The following is a 17,402-nucleotide window of genomic DNA, read 5'->3' as shown; positions in this document are numbered from 1 at the left end:
CGGGCCTGCCGTCAGGTCTTGGCCGGGCCCTCCTCCGGATCCTGGATCTGGCCTTCCCACTTGGCCACCACCGCCGAAGCGACCGTGTTTCCGATCACATTGGTGGCGGATCTGCCCATGTCGAGGATGTGGTCCACGGTCAGGATCAACAGCAACCCCGCCTCCGGCAGATCGAAATAGGCGAGGGTCGCGGCGATGACGACCAGCGACGCCCGGGGCACGCCAGCCATGCCCTTGGACGTGACCATCAACAAGCCCAGCATGGTCACCTGCTGGGCGACGGACATCTCGATTCCGTACACCTGAGCGATGAACAGGGTCGCGAAGGTGCAGTACATCATCGACCCGTCGAGATTGAACGAATAGCCCAGCGGCAGCACGAAGCTGGCCACCTTGCGCGAGACACCCCATTGCTGGAGCGCATCGAGGGTGCGGGGATAGGCGGCCTCCGACGATGCGGTGGAGAAGGCGAGCAGAGTTGGCTGGCGCACCGCGGCGATAAGTTTCAGCGCCCTTGGGCCGATAATAATCACGGCGGCGCCGATCAACAGCGCCCAGAGAATGCCCAGCGACAGGTAGAAGCCGCCGATGAACTTCACATAGGTCCAGAGCACCTCGATCCCCTGGGTGGAGATCGTTGCCGCCAGGGCGGCGAAGATCGCAAGCGGCGCCGTCGTCATGACGTAGCCGGTGACCTTCAGCATGATCTGGGCGACCTGTTCGACCAGGGCCAGCACTGCCGGCGCCTTGTCGTCGATGGCTGCGACGGCGGTGCCCACGAACACAGAGAACACCACGATCTGCAGGATCTCGTTGTTGGCCATCGCCTCGACGATGGATTTCGGCACCAGATGGGTGATGAAGTCGCGCAGGGTGAACTTTGCCGTATCGACGGCCGCACCGGTAGTGCCCGCATCCGGCAGGGTGAGGTTGAGGCCGGTGCCCGGCTTCAGGATGTGAACCATGATGAGGCCGATGGTCAGCGAGACGATGGAGGCGGTGATGAACCAGCCCATGGTCTTGACGCCGATCCGTCCGACCGCGCCGGCGTCTTCCATGTGAGCGATCCCGGCCACCAGGGTGGCGAACACCAGGGGCGCAATGATCATCTTGATCAGGCGCAGGAACACATCGGTGATGATGGTCAGGTTGTCCGCGACGGCGGCGGCGCCCTCGGTCGGCATCGTGACGTTGACGATCCAGCCGACCAGCACCCCAAGGATCATGGATCCGACGACAAAGTAGGTGAACAGGCGGTTCATTTGGCCCCCAGGGAAACGCGCTCCTCCCTTTGTCGCCAAGATTGGAGGCCTCGTCCAGCAGGACGCGCTCGCAAGCGTCACACAGAGACGCTATATTGCTCCGGATGAACAAGACAGAAGCAGCCGACATCGTTGATCGGCTAGAGACTGAATATCGCCAAAGCGTCGAGTCTCTCAGCACCGCCCTCAAGACTTTCCTGGCCGGGGGTCCCGCGCCGGACCCCTCGGCCCGCCGTGCAGGAGCCTGGGTGTACCCGGAGTTGCGCCTGAAATGGCCGCCCGGGAAGCCTTTCCCCCGGATCAGCCGCGCCTATGCCCGGATCGCAGCGCCCGGTCGTTATGCGATCACCGTCACCCGGCCGGAACTCTATCGCGACTATCTGATCGAACAGCTGTCGCTGTTGCAGGAGGATTTCGAGGTCGAGCTGGACGTAGGTCGTTCCACCCAGGAGATACCGTTTCCCTACGTTCTGGATCCGGCGGACATCGCCAAGGCCGACGTCAGCTCCGTAGAGATCGGCCAGCACTTTCCGACCACGGAACTGGCGTTCATCGGCGACGAGATCGCTGACGGGGCCTGGATCGGCGCGGAAGACGAGGCCCGTCCGCTGGCGCTATTTGGCGGCCTGCGGACCGATTTCTCTCTGGCGCGCCTGGCCCACTACACCGGTACGCCAGCCGAACACGCCCAGCAGTACATCCTGTTCACCAACTACCACCGCTACGTGGACGAGTTCGTGAGCTGGGCCGCCGCCCAGTTGAAGACGGGCGGCCCCTATACCGCCTTGTCGGCGGCAGGCCACGTGATGATCACCGCCGATACTCCGGACCCTGAAGCCACCGTTGCGGCAGGAACCTGGCGCAAACATCAGATGCCGGCCTATCACCTGATGGCGCCCGGCCGGACGGGCATTACCCTGGTCAACATCGGCGTCGGCCCCTCCAACGCCAAGACCGTGTGTGACCATCTGGCCGTCCTCCGGCCCCAGGCCTGGCTGATGATCGGCCACTGCGGCGGCCTGCGCGGCTCGCAGAAGATCGGTGACTACGTCCTTGCCCACGCCTACCTGCGCGACGACCATGTGCTTGACAAGGTGCTCCCGCCGGAGATTCCGATACCGCCGCTGGCCGAAGTCCAGGTGGCGCTCAACGGCGCGGCCGAGCGGGTCACCGGGGAGACCGGCGATGTGCTGAAGCGCCGCCTGCGCACCGGCACGGTGGTCTCAACCGACGACCGCAACTGGGAACTCAAGTATTCCTCCAGTGCGCTGCGCTTCAACCAGAGCCGCGCTGTGGCCATCGACATGGAAAGCGCCACAATCGCCGCCCAGGGCTATCGCTTCCGGGTGCCGTACGGGACCTTGCTGTGCGTGTCGGACAAACCGCTGCACGGCGAGATCAAGCTCCCCGGCCAGGCCAACGCCTTCTATGACCGCGCCATCGCCCAGCATCTGCAGATCGGCCTTGAGGCCATCGATCTGTTACGGGCCGAGGGTTCAAGACTGCACTCTCGCAAACTGCGCAGCTTCGATGAACCGCCATTCCGGTAGGTCCAGCACAGCAGTAGTGTATCGAAACTGTCGCCCAACCGGGATACCGACCTGCCCATGACCCGACACATCCCCTTTGACGGAATCGATAACTTCCGCGACTTCGGCGACTATGCCGCTGGCGCGCGTCGGCTGCGCTCGGGCGTGCTTTACCGGGCGGCTCACCAGGCCCGGGCCACCGACGCGGACCTCGCGAAGCTGGCGGAGATGGGCCTGTCGGTGATCGTCGACCTGCGGCGGTCCAATGAACGCGAGCGCGAGCCCAGTCGGCGGTGGGACGGGTTCTCCGCCCAGGTCATCGAAAATGATATCGGGCAGGAAGCAGCCGATGAGTGGTCTACCTTCATTGCGTCGTCTGACCTGAGCGTCGCTTCGTTTCACGCCTACATGCGCGACTACTATCGCGCCGCGCCCGGCCAGCGTCGCCACATTGATCTGTACACCCGCTACTTCCGGGCTTTGGCCGAAACCACCGGCCCGATCCTGGTGCATTGTGCGGCAGGCAAGGATCGCACAGGCATCATCTGCGCGCTGACCCACCATGTGGCCGGCGTCCACGACGACGATATCATCCACGACTACCTGCTCACCAACAATCACGAGCGCATGGTGGCGCGCCTGCCTGTCATGCGCGAGCACGTTACCCAGGCATCCGGTGGACGGGAGCCTTCCGACGAGGCCTTGCTGACCGCCATGCGCGTCGAGGCGGAATATCTGGAGGAAGCGTTCCGTGTGATGCGTCGCGACCACGGCTCGCTGGATGGCTATCTGGACCAGGCGCTGGGGCTGACGCCGGCCCTGCGCGAACGTATCCACGACCGCTTGCTGGCCTGATCCGGTTGCCATCGGGGGCCTTGACGTCCTAAGCACCCGGCCTCTGAGTTAACGGGGAGCCGCCATGCAATCCTTCCAGCCACCGCGCCGGGTCCTGATGGGGCCGGGCCCCTCCGATGTAAGCCCGCGGGTGCTGGCCGCTCTGGCGCGGCCGACCATCGGCCATCTGGACCCCGAGTTCCAGACTCTGATGGAGGAGATCAAGGCGGCGTTGCAGCGGGTGTTCAATGCGCCGGATCACGCCTGCGTGCCGCTGCCCGCCCCCGGAACCGCCGGCATGGAAGCCGCCATGATGAACCTGCTGGAGCCCGGTGACCGCTGTGTGGTCGCGATCAACGGGGTTTTCGGCGGTCGCATGGCTGACATGGCCGGACGCGCGGGCGCCACGGTGGTCACGATAGAACATGAATGGGGCCAGCCGGTCGATCCGGCGCGCGTCGAAGTCGCCCTGGCCGAAGCTCCGACCAAGGTCCTGGCGTTTGTGCATGCCGAAACCTCCACCGGGGTCCGCAGCGATGCGTCGGTTCTGTGTGGTCTGGCGCGCAGGCACGGCGCGCTGTCTGTCGTTGACTGCGTGACCTCGCTGGCCGGGATCGCGGTGGACGCCGCCGCCTGGGATGCCGACATTCTCTATTCGGGAACCCAGAAATGCCTTTCGGCGCCTCCGGGCCTCTCACCCATCGCTATCAGCAAGCGCGCCCAGGCCGCGATCACCGGGCGCAGGGAAAAGGTCCGGAACTGGCTGCTCGATTTCAACCTGCTGATGGCCTACTGGGGCGGCGAGGGTGGCCGGACCTATCACCATACCGCACCGATCAATGCGCTCTATGGGCTGCATGAGTCGCTAGTGGTGCTGTTCGAGGAGGGCCTGCAGGCCTCCACCGTACGACATGCCCGCACTCATGAGGCTTTGGCGGCCGGTCTGGAGGCCGCAGGTCTGAAACTTCTGGTCGATCCGAAGTGGCGGTTGCCGCAACTGAATACGGTGCTGGTGCCCGAGGGTGTCGACGAGGCTGCGGTTCGCGCCCATGTGCTGAACACCTGGGATCTGGAAATCGGTGCCGGTCTCGGTCCACTCAAGGGCAAGGTCTGGCGGATCGGGCTGATGGGCGCCTCGGCGACCCCCTGGCATGTGCGCCTTTGCCTGACGGCGCTCAGCGAGGCATTGGCGGCCCAGGGTGTGAAAGTGGATCGTGCAGCCGTTCTGGCGGCCATGGACGCAAGTCTCGCGGCATAGTCGACCGGGCGGCGCTGTCCCGTTCCTTATCCCCCTCGACAGACGAGGGCTGCCCGCTACGGTGAGCCTCATGGTCGCCGCAGCGTGAAGCGGCGCCGGGGGAAATCCAGTGACAGACACCGCCGCCGCGCCTGACCGGAGCCCGGACACGAATCTCAATCGCGGGGGCGTCTCCTGGGCCATCTTCGAGGGCGGACAAAGCCCGTTCGTCATCCTGATTATCATCTACATTTTCATGCCCTACGTCGCAGGCGCCATGGTCGGCGACGCGGTGCGCGGCCAGGAGATCATCTCGCAGTGGCAGCAGTGGTCGGGGTGGGCGGTGATGGCCACGGCGCCGTTCCTCGGCGCATCCATCGACAAGCTGGGACAACGCAAGGGGATGCTGGGCGTGATCGTCGCCCTGATGATTCCCCTGACCGCTGCGCTTTGGTGGGCCAAGCCGGACGGCACAGGCCTGACTGTGGCCATGACGATGCTGATCGCCATGACGGTGCAGGTGCTCTTCAACTATGCCGGGATCCTGCAGAATTCGCTGTTGATCCGGGCAGCGGGTCTGAACAACGCGCACAAGGCCTCGGGACTGGCCCTGTCGCTGGGCAACCTGTTTTCGGTCCTGGCGCTCGCGTTCACCGCCTGGGCGTTCGCCCTTCCCGGGGTGGTAGACTGGCCCTGGGTACCAGCGGCCCCGCTTTTCGGACTGGATCCTGCGACCAATGAACCCCAGCGGGTCGTAGCGCTGATGTCGGCGGGCCTGATGTTACTGGGCGCGATCCCGCTCTTCCTGTTCACGCCGGACGCGCCGCCGACAGGTATCCGACCCGTGCGGGCGGTCATGGAAGGGGCCGTAGAGCTCTGGAAGATGCTGACGGCGATCACCCACTACCGTGACGCGGCCATCTACATCGGCTCGCGAATGTTCTTCGTGGACGGCATGAATGGGGTGCTGGTCTATGCCGGGGTCTATGCTGTGGGCGTCATGAAATGGGGCGCCCTGGAGATGTTGGGCTACGGCATCCTTCTGAGCATCGCGGCGGTACTGGGCGGCTATGTCAGTCGCTGGCTGGACGCCGGCATCGGGCCCAAGAACGCGCTGAGGATCGAGATTTCGATGTCGATGTTGGGGCTGGCTGCCATGCTGGGAATGCGACCCGACCTGATCCTCTTCTTCTGGCCCTACGATCCGTCGGCCCATGGACCGCTCTGGAACGGACCCGTCTTCACCCATATACCCGACGTGGTGTTCATCCTGATCGGCTTCGTGAATGCCATTTTCATCACCGCACAGTACGCCTCCAGCCGCACACTGCTTACGCGCCTGACACCACCCGAGCAAACGGGGACCTTCTTCGGCGTCTATGCCCTCTCCGGCGTGGCTACAGCCTGGCTGGCGCCAACGATGGTCAACCTTGGCACGCGCGTCACCGGCACCCAGCAAGGGGGATTCGCCATGCTTCTGATCTTGCTGATGATCGGTCTGGCGGGTTTGTCGTTCGTGCGAGGTGGCGGACGGGGCCATCAATTTCACGCATGAACGGCTATTGCCCGGGATCTGAATTCGATCCGTGGTTGACCGAATTTCATAATGAATTCCTGATCATCATCTACAGAATTTAGGGATGTGACTTTATCTCGATTTAAGTCTGGCGGCGCAATCTGTGCGTGTTCTTAGGGGCGAGCAGGCAATCGCTTGAAGCCCCAACCACCTGCTCGCAAAATAGGAGATAGAGCCAATGTCGAACTTCATGAACCGCTTCCTGAAAGACGAATCCGGAGCCACCGCCATTGAGTATGGCCTGATCGCCGCCCTGATCGCCGTTGTGCTGGTCGGTTCTCTGGGCGCAGTCGGCACGAGCCTGAAGGGCAACTTCGAGAAAGTCGCCCTTGCGGTCAAGGTCTAAGCGCGGCGCAGTCGCCTTAACCGGGCCCCGGCGGAAACGCCGGGGCCCTTTCTTTTTGAACCGTGGCTGCAACGCTCCGTTCATCGACGGCGCGTAAAAGAGGTCGAAACAGGCCCACAGGAAATGTTCCCGACCCTCGCCGCCCTCCCCGCCCTGGTGTTTCTCGGCCTCGTCCTCACGGCGGCGGTCGAGGATGCCCTGTCGTTCACGATCCCCAACTGGATTTCCCTGGCGCTGCTGGCGGCGTTTCCGCTCGCGGCCCTGACCGTCGGCATGCCGCTTGCGTCCGCGGCGATGAACCTCGGGGTCGGCGCAGCGGCGTTGGCAGCCGGGATGGGGATGTTCGCGCTACGCTGGGTGGGCGGCGGCGACGCCAAGCTGCTGGCGGCGGTGTGCCTCTGGCTGGGCCTGCCAGCCCTCGGTCTGTTCCTGCTGGCCACGGCGCTGGCCGGCGGCGCGCTGGCCATCCTGCTGTTGACCCTCAGGTCGGATCAACTGCGTCCGCTGATTCTGCTCGGCCCCCGCTGGATCTCCAGGCTCGCCGATCCAGGCGAGAGCGTGCCCTACGGCGTGGCGATCGCCATCGGCGCGCTGGTGGCTTTCCCGCAGACCCTGTTCGGTGCCGGTCTCGGGTTCTAGGGTGTCAGCATGAGCGACGTGATCCTTGAAACCTTTGACGGCCCGACCGTCCCGATCCATGCCCTGACCGAGGCCGAGACGACGGCGGCTCTGGCGACCGATGCGTTTGCCGCCGCCCTGGCCCGCACCGCCGACTTCAAGGGCAAGACCGGCCAGTTGCTGCTGGTTCCCGATGCGCAAGGCGCACTCGACCGCGTACTGTTCGGCGCCGGCGACGCCCAGCACCCCACGGTCTACCGGACGCTGCCGGCGAAGCTGCCGCCTGGCGTCTACCAGATCGCCGCCCGGCCGCAGGGCGTCACCCCCGACCAGATTGCGCTCCATTTCGCTCTCGGGAGCTATCGGTTCGACCGCTACAAGACACCTGCCGCAGAGCAACCCAGGCTGGTGGCCGAGGGCGCCGACGCGGCTGAAGTCCGACAGGTCGCCCACGCCTGCGCGCTGGCCCGCGACATGATCAACACGCCCGCCAATGACATGGGTCCGCGCCAGATCGAAACCATCGCCCGCGAGATTGCCGAGCAACACGGCGCCCGGATCAGCGTGGTCGAGGGCGACGCCCTTCTCACCGAAAACTATCCCGCTGTGCATGCTGTGGGCCGGGCCGCCGATTCATCCCGCGCGCCCAGGATGATCGAAATCAGCTGGGGTGAGGGTGACAAACCTCTCGTCTGCCTCGTGGGCAAGGGCGTGGTGTTCGATACTGGCGGGTTGGACATCAAGCCATCGGTCGGCATGCGCAACATGAAGAAGGACATGGGCGGCGCCGCCCACGTACTGGCGCTGGGCCGGATGATCATGACCGCGAACCTGCCGGTGCGCCTGTCGATCCTGGTTCCGGTGGTGGAGAACGCCATCTCGGGCGACGCCATGCGCCCGGGCGACATTCTGGCCTCCCGCAAGGGTCTGTCGATCGAGGTGGGGAACACCGACGCCGAGGGCCGCCTGATCCTGGCCGACGCCCTGACGCGGGCTTGCGAGCTGGAGCCGGCGCTGACCATCGACATGGCCACCCTCACCGGCGCCGCCCGCGTGGCGCTGGGCCCGCAACTGCCGCCCTACTTCACTGACGACGAGGGCCTGGCCACCGATATCGAGGCCGCCGCCCGGGCGGAGTGGGATCCATTGTGGCGCATGCCGCTCTGGAAAGCCTATTCTGATGCGCTCGATTCCGACGTCGCCGGGATCAAGAATGATCCCGACGCCTGGGCCCAGGCCGGTGCGGTGACAGCCGCGCTCTTCCTGCAGCGATTTGCGCCGACGGGCGCCTGGGTGCATCTGGACGTGTTCGCCTGGAACCCCCGTGCCCGGCCGGGCTATGCGACCGGAGGCGAGGCCCAGACGATCCGGGGCCTCTACCGAATGATCCGGGAACGTTTTGTGTGAAGCACGACCCCCGCATCACCCCCTGTCGCGACGGTATCGCAGCACGCCGGCTGGAAGGCGTGCTGGAGGCCGAGGTCTATCTCGACACCCGGGTCATGACCTGTACCGCGCCGGCGGCTTCCATCCGCGCCGCGCCCGACGCCGAGAGCGAACAGATGGATAAGCTTCTGTTCGGCGAGCGGTTCGAGGTTCTGGAGGAAGAAGGCGTCTGGCGTCTGGGTCAGTCGCTGCGTGACGGATATGTGGGCTTTGTAGAAGCCGCCCTGCTGGCGCCGGCTGGATCTTGGCCCACCCATCGGGTCGCTGCCATCCGCACCTACGCCTTCTCCGGACCCAGCATCAAGTCACGTGCATCTGGCCCCTATTCGATCAATGCATTGGTGACCGTCGAGGCTATCGAGGGTCGTCTGGCCAAGGTTTCGGGCGCCGGCTGGATGACCGCTGACCACCTTCAACCCATTGGCGTGGGCGACGACGACTGGGCGGCTGTGGCCGAGCGTTTCCTCGGAGCTCCCTATCTGTGGGGTGGCCGCGAGAGTTTGGGGCTGGATTGTTCGGGACTAGTCCAGCAAGCCCTGTTTGCCTGCGGCCGCGCCTGCCCGCGGGATGCGGATCAGCAAGAGGAGTTGGGATCTGCCATCCCGGCGGATGCTTTCGGACGTGGCGACCTGGTCTTCTGGAAAGGCCACGTGGCCATCGGTCTGGGCGACGGCCTGATCATCCACGCCAATGGGCATCACATGGCGGTAGCCGTTGAGCCGCTCGCCGAGGCGATCGGACGGATCGGCGACACAGGGTCTCAACCGACCAGTTATCGGCGTCTCTGAAGGAGAAGCCGGCCCGGGCGTTTCGGAGCCGGCGCCCTTACTTCTTGGCGGGAACCGCGGGAGCCGCTGCCGCCGGAGCTTCGGCTGCCGCAGGTGCGCCGGCGCTTGCCGGTGCTGCGGCGTCTGTCGCTGCCGGAGCCGTCGTCGCAGGCGCGGCAGCCGCTGCGGCTGCGCCTGGCGCGCGCGACGGGTCGGGCGCCGGGATCGGTAGCGTACCACCCTGGCTCTTCATGTAGGCGATGACGTTGACACGGTCTTCGGGCTTCTTGAGACCGACAAAGGTCATCTTGGTCCCGGGCATGTATTTCGCCGGCGCCTTGATGAACTCATAGAGGCTGTCGTAGTCCCAGATCGCCTGCTTCGCGCCGAATTCGGCCATGCCCTTCGAGTACGCAAAGCCCGCATGCGAGCCGGGTTTGCGCCCCTCGACGCCCCAGATAGCCGGTCCGGTTCCGTTCGCTCCGCCTTGTGCAATCGTATGGCAAGACGAGCACTTGGCGAAAACGGCCTTGCCGGCCTCGATGTCGGCGGTCGGGAGCACCGTGCCCCAGTCGGGCAGCATCTCGACCACAGCGCCGCCGCCACCCTCTTCGGCGACCTCGACCAGATACCCCGGCTTGGCCGGTTTCTCGGGCCCGAATACGCCCGCGGAGAGTTGCCCGAGGCCAATGATGGCCAGACCCGTGGCCAGCGCAGCGCCGGCGATCTTGTTGAACGTAAGTTCGCTCATAGTCCCCTGGTCACGCCTCTCATAGGCCGTAGGTCATCACCCACGAACACGCGGGAATCCCGCCCCTTATTGCGTGCGGCTCTCTTACACGCTACCGGCGCTCGCGCAACAGGCCTCGCGCGACATTACCCAACGGCATGAACCCGATTGTCATCATCCCCGCGCGCATGGCCGCGACCCGACTGCCCGGGAAACCTCTGGCCGATATCGGAGGTTTGTCGATGATCGTGCGGGTGATGCGTCAGGCCCAGGCTGCAGACATCGGTCCCGTCGTCGTCGCAGCGGGTGATCGCGAGATCGTCGACGCCATCCAGCTGGCCGGCGGCCGCGCCGTCCTGACCGATCCGAATCTGCCCTCGGGCTCGGACCGGATCCAGGCCGCCCTGGCGATCCTCGACCCGACCGGCTCCCACGACGCCGTGATCAATCTGCAGGGCGACATGCCGTTCGTGGCGCCCCGGATCCTATCGGCGTGTGTGGGCCTGCTGGCGGACGAGCCATTGTGCGATATCTCCACCGTCGTCGCGCCCGAAGTCTCTCCCGCCGACCGTTCGAATGAAGACGTGGTCAAGGCCGTGCTGGCGATGCTGCCGGACGGCCGCACGGGCCGGGCCCTGTACTTCACCCGCTCCACGCTCTACGGCGACGCGCCGGTCTGGCGACATGTCGGCATCTACGGCTACCGTCGCGCCGCGCTCGAACGATTCAACGCTGCGCCACCGTCGCCACTGGAAACCCGCGAGAAGCTCGAACAACTTCGCGCCATGGAACTGGGCCTCTCGATCTGGGCAGTGGTGGCGCCGGACGCGCCGATTTCCGTCGACAATCCCGCCGATCTCGAGCGGGCCCGCGATTACGCAAGGACGCTGTCATGACCAAGGGGCGAATCGCCTTCCAGGGCGAACTGGGCGCCAACAGCCATGAGGCCTGCATGGCCGCCTTCCCTGATATGGCGCCTGTACCACACCCAACTTTCGAAGATGCATTCGAGGCGGTGAAGGCGGGTGACTGCCAGCTGGGCATGATCCCGGTTGAGAACTCCATCGCCGGAAGGGTCGCCGACGTGCACCACCTGCTGCCATCGTCAGGCCTGAAAATCATCGGCGAGCGGTTCAAGGCGATTCATTTCCAGCTCATGGCCAATCCGGGGACGCGGCGCGAGGATCTCAAGACCGTCGTCTCCATGCCCTTCGCCTGGGGCCAATGCCGCAAGGTGCTCCGGACTCTGGGCGTGACCTTGGAGGCCGCGAGCGACACGGCGGCCTCCGCGCGGATCGTCGCTGAGCGGCCGGATCCCACGCGCGCGGCGATCGCCCCAGCCCTGGCCGCCGACATCTACGGCCTCGATATCCTGGCCCGCGACATTGAGGACACCCACAACAACACCACGCGGTTCCTGATCATGACCGCAGACCCTGAGCCTGCCCCGCCGCCGCCGGGCGCGACGTGCGTCACCAGCTTCGTGTTCCGGGTGCGCAACCTGCCAGCCGCGCTCTACAAGGCCCTCGGCGGCTTCGCCACTAACGGCATCAACATGACCAAGCTTGAGAGCTACATGGAGGGGGGCGCCTTCAGGGCCACCTTCTTTTATGGCGAGGTCGACGGGCGCCCCGAAGACCGTGCCTTGACGCTGGCCTTCGAGGAACTCGCCTTCTTCACGGACAGGTTCGAAATACTGGGAACCTATCCGGCTGATCCGTTCCGGAGCCGCTGAGGGGGCAGGCTACGCCACCCCCTCTGTCACGGCGTGAAGCCGAGCGTAGGCCCCGCCCTTCTCCACCAGCTCGCCATGGCGGCCTTCCTCGACGATCCGACCCTCGTCGAACACCAGGATCCGGTCCGCCCCCCGGATGGTCGAGAGCCGGTGGGCGATGACGATGGTGGTGCGCCCCACCATCAACTCCTCCATCGCCGCCTGCACCTGACGCTCCGTTTCCACGTCCAGCGACGAGGTGGCCTCGTCCAGCACCAGGATCGGCGCATCGGCCAGGAAGGCGCGCGCAATGGCCACCCGCTGACGCTCGCCGCCTGACAGCTTCACCCCGCGCTCGCCCACCAGGGTGTCGTAGCCCGCAGGAAGTCGCGCGATGAAGTCGGCCGCCCTCGCCCGCCTGGCGGCCAGCGCGATCTCCTCAGGCGTTGCGTCCGGCCGCGCGTACCTGATGTTGTCGGAAAGCGTGCGGTGGAACAGGGCCGGGTCCTGCGGCACCACGGCGATGGCGCGCCGAAGCGAACCCTGACTGACTTTCGATACATCCTGACCGTCGATGACGATCGCGCCGCTCTCAAGATCGTAGAGACGCTGCACCAGCTTCACGAACGTGGACTTGCCCGAGCCCGTGGGGCCGACCAGCGCCACCCGCTCGCCCGGCGCGATGCGGAGCGTGAACCGGTCATAGAGCGGCCGATCGGCCGACTTGTAGCGGAACACCACCCGGTCGAAGACAATCTCGCCGGCCTCCGAACGGAAGGCGGGCGCCTGGGCGGCGTCGGCTACCTGCGGCTCGGTGATCGCGAAACGGGCCACGTCCTCCGTATCATCCAGGCCGCGCTGCGCCATGCGGATGTTCTCGCCGATATTGCGCAGGTAGCTGGTCATCAGCATGAACGACGTGATCGCAAAAGCGATGTCGCCGGTGGTCGCCAGACCCTTTTGCCACTGCATCAGCAACAGCCCGGTCAACCCCGCCTGCAGAGCCACCAGGATCAGGTTGTGGAACAGCCACAGGTCCGTGAACCGGTTCCAGGTCTTGATGGTGACGGTCCGCCACATTTCGGTGACGCTGGCGATCCGCGCCTCCTCCCGGGCCTCGGCGCCGAAGGATTTGACAGTAGCGTTGGACGAGATCGAGTCCGCGATGGCGCCGCCGATCCGCGAGTCCATAGCCACCGACTTCAGGTTGGAGGGCCGAGCGTAGAGGGCCGTGAGGAAGATGTTGGACGCGACGTAGAGCACCACGATGACAAAGGCGAAAAGGCCCACCACCGGCCAACGCATCGCCATCATGCCGCACAGGCCGAACAGCACGATGATCGCCGGGCCGAACCAGATCAGCGCCGCGTCGGTCACCACGTCATAGCCCCACATCGCGCGGCTCAGCCGCCGCACCGTAGCGCCGGCGAAGCTGTCGGCGTGCCAGTCTGCCGAGAAGCCCTGCACCCGCTTGAAGGCCTCATCGGTCATGCGCTTCATGTTGTTGGCCGACATCGGGATCAGGAACCGCATCGAGGTGTTGCGGATCACCGAGAACGCCAGGTAGACGCCCACGAACACGGCCCAGGCGCGCCAGACCGGGTCATGATTGGCCGGGCCGGCGGTGACGGCGTCGACCAGCCGGCCGGCCGCCCAGGGCAGAGCCAGGTCAAAGCCAATGGCGATCAGCGTCAGCACTATGGTGCCGGTCAGCAACCAGGGCGTACGTAACCAGTAGCGGGAAATGAATCCCAGCACCTGCTTGTTGGAGAGCACCCGCTGGCGGTTCTCGTCCTCGTCTTCGTAGTGGTCAGTCATGGGTCAAGTCCCGGGATGGCGGCGACGGACGGGGACGCCCTCAAGCGGGAGTCCCCACAGTTCCGTGTTGGAAAGGTAAGGAGATTTGGCGGAGCGTTGGAGAAAGGGGCCCAGAGGGCCTTGGGCGCGCAGCGTGACTTCAAAGACCGGCCGAAGAAGGCCGTTCAGCGAAGCGGTTTGATCGACCTAAAGGTGCGGCGGCCCGAGGCGCGTGCGGGGAAACGTCTTTGTGACAGCTGGCATTCTGACGAACCTCCCTGCTCAAACCTCGAAGGTCGGAAAGCTAGGCGGGGTTTGGGGAGGGGTCAAGGAACGGGGTTCACACTTTGGCTGGTGGCGATTGATGGTGGCGGTTTGGCCACACCGGGGATCTTCCTCCGGATCTGGCCAGGCGCAGTTCGACCAGGCAAGAGGGCGTTCCCACAACAGCGAGCCGCTGCCGATCCACGAGACATACGCTCACGAAGCCGTCACTGGCGCCGCATTCCTCCCTGCGAACGATCTCGCCGTCCAAGGGATCCGCCCGTGCGGCGCGGCAAGATCAGTAGACTCGCTAAGGGCTGGGATGAGAACCTGGGGCTGGATGCCACACAGAGTGAGAAGGCGATGACGAAGGTCAGGACATATACCGGCGGATGTCTTTGCGGCGATCTGCGTTTTGAAGCGACTGGCCCGGCGGCGAAGCCGCACACCTGTTCCTGCCGGATGTGTCAGCGGCACAGCGGGGCGCTGACCACTGCCTGGGTCGAGTTCCCGCGCGAGGCCGTCCGGTGGACGGGACCTGGCGGCGCGCCGTCGCTCTATCGCTCGTCAGACTATTCGAGCCGGGCGTTCTGTCCGACGTGCGGCAGCACGCTGGGCGCGGTGGATGACGCTCCGGTTGTCGCTCTGGTGCTGGGCGTTTTCGACAAGCCGGGCGCCAAAGAACTGATGCCTACATCACATTCCTTTCGCGGCGCGAGGCCGCGATGGTGGCATGTGGAGGTCGGCGGCTCACCACCGGCAGGATGACAGCAAAACGGCGGCCGTCCCTGGGGCGGCCGCCGTCCTGAATTCGCTGACGCACGAAGGCGCCTCAGGTCACCCCATGCGGTGAAGCGCGCAAAGCTTGTTTCCATCAGGATCGCGCAGGTAGGCCAGGTACATCTTGCCCATGCCGCCTTCACGGACGCCGGGGGGATCCTCACAGGTGGTTCCGCCGTTGGCGACACCTGCCGCGTGCCAGGCGTCAGCCTGTTCGGAGGTGGCGCAGGCGAAGCCGATAGTGGCGCCGTTGCCGTAGGTGGCCGGCGCGCCGTCGATCGGTTGGGACACCGAGAAGATGCCGGTGGGGGTGATGTAGAAAATCCGATGGCCGTCGACCATCGCCGGACCGGCGCCCAGCGTGCCGAGCACGGCGTCGTAGAATTTCTTGGAGCGCTCGAGGTCGTTACCGCCGACCATAATGTGCGAGAACATGCTTGAATTCCTTCCCTTGGAGAGGGGCGCACATGAGCGAAGAATCGTAACCGCGACAATCCCGGCGAGACGATTCAGCCAGAATAAATTGTGCTGGCATGTTCCCGCAGCCTAACCTGTCCGAAAAGAAGGAAGCGCACCATGAACCTGCCACCGGAGCTTGTCGAACTCGCCGGCGGCGCCGTCGATACCGACGCCCTCCATGCCCGATACCTTTCCGAGCGCGACAAGCGCCTGCGCGAAGACGGCAACGCCCAGTACACCGAGGCGAAGGCCGAGTTCTCGCGCTATGTGGAGGACCCCTATGTCGAGCCGGGCTTGACGCGCGCGCCCGTGACCGACGAGGTGGAGTTCACCATCATTGGCGGCGGGTTCGGCGGGCTGATGATGGGCGCCCGGCTGCGGGAAGCCGGCTTCGAGGATATCCGGCTGGTGGAGGCCGCCGGCGACGTCGGCGGCACCTGGTACTGGAACCGCTATCCCGGCGCCATGTGCGACGTGGAGAGCTATTGCTACCTGCCGCTGCTGGAAGAGCTCGGCTACATGCCGAAGCACAAGTATTCCTTCGCGCCCGAGATCCTGGAGCACAGCCGCAACATCGCCCGGCACTACCGTCTCTATGACAATGCGCTGCTGCAGACCTCCATCACGGGTATGGAGTGGGATGAGGCCACCCAGCACTGGATGATCAGCACCAACCGCGGCGACCGGTTCGCCACCCGCTATGTGGCCATGGCAAACGGCCCGCTCAGCCGCCCGAAGCTGCCGGGCATTCCGGGGATCAATGACTTCCGGGGCCATACCTTCCACACCAGCCGTTGGGACTACGCCTATACCGGCGGCGATAATGCCGGCGGCCTGACAGGCCTGAAGGACAAGCGCGTGGGCATCATCGGCACCGGGGCCACGGCGGTGCAGTGCATCCCGCATCTGGGCGAAGGGGCCAGGGAGCTCTACGTCTTCCAGCGGACGCCTTCGTCGGTCGACGTACGCAACAACGGACCGACCGATCCGGTCTGGGCCGCTTCCCTGGAGCCTGGCTGGCAGGCGAAGCGGATGGAGAATTTCAACATCCTGGTGAGCGGCGGCGATACTGACGAGGACCTGGTCCACGATGGCTGGACCGACATCTACCGGCGTCTCACCGGCAATGCGGCCAAGGAGGCGTCACGCCGCCTGGGCCGACGGCTGACGCGGGAAGAGCGCGGCGAGCTGATGGCTCTGGCCGACTACAACAAGATGAACCAGGTGCGCGCCCGTGTGGACGAAATCGTCAAAGACCCGGTGACGGCGGCGGCGCTGAAGCCCTGGTATCGCCAGTTCTGCAAGCGGCCCTGTTTCCACGACGAGTATCTGCCCACCTACAACCGCCCGAACGTGACCTTGGTGGACACCCACGGCCAGGGCGTGGAGCGGATGACCGAGCGCGGCGTGGTCGTGGACGGCAAAGAATACGAACTGGACTGCCTGATCTTCGCCACCGGCTTTGAAGTCGGCACGTCTTATACCCGGCGCGCGGGCTACGACATCGTCGGGCGCGGCGGCAAGACCCTGTCGGAACACTGGGGCGAGGGCCTGCGGACCCTCCACGGCCTGACCACGCACGGCTTCCCGAACTGCTTCTTCCTGGGCTTCACCCAGACCGCGATCACCATCAGCGTGCCGCAGGCCCTGAACGAGCAGGCCAACCATGTGGCCTACATCGTAAGCCAGGTGCGGGATCGCGGTGCGGCCGTTCTGGAGCCTACGGAGGAGGCCGAGGCGGCCTATGTTCAGGAGGTCCGCAGCCTCGCCCGCATGGGCCGGCGGTTCTACGAGGAGTGCACCCCGGGGTACTACAACAGCGAAGGCGCCAAGGATAACCGCGCGGGCTTCTTCTCCGACATGTACGGCGCCGGACCGCTGAAGTTTTTCCAGGTGCTGGAGGGTTGGCGGGCGACGGGGGAGATGCCGGGACTTGAGGTCCGCTAGACGACTACGCCATCGCCCGCTTTGTCGTAGCCTGCACGGCGTCGGTGGGGATCAGGCGGATGGTTGAGCTCGCCTTGGCGATCACGTCGCCGGCGG

16 protein-coding genes are annotated in these 17,402 nt (G+C 65.4%); 12 read left to right on the top strand and 4 right to left on the bottom strand.

Features of this window, described 5'->3' with window-relative positions; genetic code table 11:
• Positions 1-11: 11 nt before the first annotated feature.
• Positions 12-1,262, bottom strand: coding sequence for a dicarboxylate/amino acid:cation symporter (locus ACIQ3B_RS05355; protein ID WP_397400360.1), 1,251 nt, complete (start codon positions 1,260-1,262; stop codon positions 12-14).
• Between the two features lie 104 nt (positions 1,263-1,366).
• Between ACIQ3B_RS05355 and ACIQ3B_RS05350 the strand changes: the two genes are divergently transcribed.
• The 8 genes from ACIQ3B_RS05350 to ACIQ3B_RS05315 all read left to right on the top strand — a co-directional run bounded on the left by ACIQ3B_RS05350 (position 1,367) and on the right by ACIQ3B_RS05315 (position 9,636).
• On the top strand, positions 1,367-2,812 hold the full coding sequence (locus ACIQ3B_RS05350; protein ID WP_397400359.1) for an AMP nucleosidase: 1,446 nt from the start codon (positions 1,367-1,369) through the stop codon (positions 2,810-2,812).
• Positions 2,813-2,869: 57 nt separating this feature from the next.
• The gene (locus ACIQ3B_RS05345; RefSeq protein ID WP_397400357.1) at positions 2,870-3,646 is read left to right on the top strand and encodes a tyrosine-protein phosphatase; all 777 of its coding nucleotides are present in this window, start codon (positions 2,870-2,872) and stop codon (positions 3,644-3,646) included.
• A 64-nt stretch (positions 3,647-3,710) separates the two neighbouring features.
• The gene (locus ACIQ3B_RS05340) at positions 3,711-4,883 is read left to right on the top strand and encodes a pyridoxal-phosphate-dependent aminotransferase family protein (RefSeq protein WP_397400355.1); all 1,173 of its coding nucleotides are present in this window, start codon (positions 3,711-3,713) and stop codon (positions 4,881-4,883) included.
• Between the two features lie 109 nt (positions 4,884-4,992).
• Complete coding sequence (locus ACIQ3B_RS05335) at positions 4,993-6,417, top strand: MFS transporter (RefSeq protein ID WP_397400353.1); 1,425 nt, start codon at positions 4,993-4,995, stop codon at positions 6,415-6,417.
• Between the two features lie 199 nt (positions 6,418-6,616).
• Positions 6,617-6,784 (top strand): Flp family type IVb pilin, encoded by a 168-nt coding sequence (locus ACIQ3B_RS05330; RefSeq protein ID WP_397400352.1) that lies wholly within the window; start codon positions 6,617-6,619, stop codon positions 6,782-6,784.
• Positions 6,785-6,907: 123 nt separating this feature from the next.
• The gene (locus tag ACIQ3B_RS05325; protein ID WP_397400350.1) at positions 6,908-7,423 is read left to right on the top strand and encodes a prepilin peptidase; all 516 of its coding nucleotides are present in this window, start codon (positions 6,908-6,910) and stop codon (positions 7,421-7,423) included.
• A 9-nt stretch (positions 7,424-7,432) separates the two neighbouring features.
• Positions 7,433-8,809, top strand: coding sequence for a leucyl aminopeptidase family protein (locus tag ACIQ3B_RS05320; RefSeq protein WP_397400349.1), 1,377 nt, complete (start codon positions 7,433-7,435; stop codon positions 8,807-8,809).
• Positions 8,806-9,636 (top strand): C40 family peptidase, encoded by an 831-nt coding sequence (locus ACIQ3B_RS05315; protein WP_397400347.1) that lies wholly within the window; start codon positions 8,806-8,808, stop codon positions 9,634-9,636. The genes ACIQ3B_RS05320 and ACIQ3B_RS05315 overlap by 4 nt, the downstream gene beginning before the upstream one ends.
• A 37-nt stretch (positions 9,637-9,673) precedes the next feature.
• Here the strand turns inward: ACIQ3B_RS05315 and ACIQ3B_RS05310 are convergent, their stop codons facing one another.
• Positions 9,674-10,366 (bottom strand): c-type cytochrome, encoded by a 693-nt coding sequence (locus ACIQ3B_RS05310; RefSeq protein ID WP_397400345.1) that lies wholly within the window; start codon positions 10,364-10,366, stop codon positions 9,674-9,676.
• A gap of 137 nt (positions 10,367-10,503) precedes the next feature.
• Between ACIQ3B_RS05310 and ACIQ3B_RS05305 the strand changes: the two genes are divergently transcribed.
• Positions 10,504-11,241 (top strand): 3-deoxy-manno-octulosonate cytidylyltransferase, encoded by a 738-nt coding sequence (locus ACIQ3B_RS05305; RefSeq protein ID WP_397400343.1) that lies wholly within the window; start codon positions 10,504-10,506, stop codon positions 11,239-11,241.
• The gene (locus tag ACIQ3B_RS05300; protein ID WP_397400342.1) at positions 11,238-12,080 is read left to right on the top strand and encodes a prephenate dehydratase; all 843 of its coding nucleotides are present in this window, start codon (positions 11,238-11,240) and stop codon (positions 12,078-12,080) included. Before ACIQ3B_RS05305 ends, ACIQ3B_RS05300 begins: the two co-directional genes overlap by 4 nt.
• A 9-nt stretch (positions 12,081-12,089) precedes the next feature.
• On the opposite strand, the gene ACIQ3B_RS05295 is transcribed toward ACIQ3B_RS05300, so the two are convergent.
• Positions 12,090-13,877: an ABC transporter ATP-binding protein gene (locus ACIQ3B_RS05295; RefSeq protein ID WP_397400340.1), complete on the bottom strand. Its 1,788-nt coding sequence runs from the start codon at positions 13,875-13,877 to the stop codon at positions 12,090-12,092.
• Between the two features lie 606 nt (positions 13,878-14,483).
• Between ACIQ3B_RS05295 and ACIQ3B_RS05290 the strand changes: the two genes are divergently transcribed.
• Positions 14,484-14,888: a GFA family protein gene (locus tag ACIQ3B_RS05290; RefSeq protein ID WP_397400338.1), complete on the top strand. Its 405-nt coding sequence runs from the start codon at positions 14,484-14,486 to the stop codon at positions 14,886-14,888.
• A 69-nt stretch (positions 14,889-14,957) separates the two neighbouring features.
• Here ACIQ3B_RS05290 and ACIQ3B_RS05285 read toward each other — a convergent pair whose 3' ends face one another.
• Positions 14,958-15,335, bottom strand: a complete 378-nt coding sequence (locus ACIQ3B_RS05285) for a VOC family protein (RefSeq protein ID WP_397400336.1) — start codon at positions 15,333-15,335, stop codon at positions 14,958-14,960.
• A 141-nt stretch (positions 15,336-15,476) separates the two neighbouring features.
• Here ACIQ3B_RS05285 and ACIQ3B_RS05280 point away from each other — a divergent pair, with 141 nt between their 5' ends.
• Entirely contained in the window at positions 15,477-17,306 is a 1,830-nt protein-coding gene (locus ACIQ3B_RS05280) for a flavin-containing monooxygenase (RefSeq protein ID WP_397400334.1), read from the top strand.
• Positions 17,307-17,402 lie beyond the last annotated feature (96 nt).

This window comes from Phenylobacterium sp. (genome assembly GCF_044358365.1).
Lineage (GTDB): Bacteria > Pseudomonadota > Alphaproteobacteria > Caulobacterales > Caulobacteraceae > Phenylobacterium.
The sequence above is the reverse complement of the archived record's forward strand: the minus strand, read 5'-3'. Positions and strand labels throughout refer to the sequence as shown.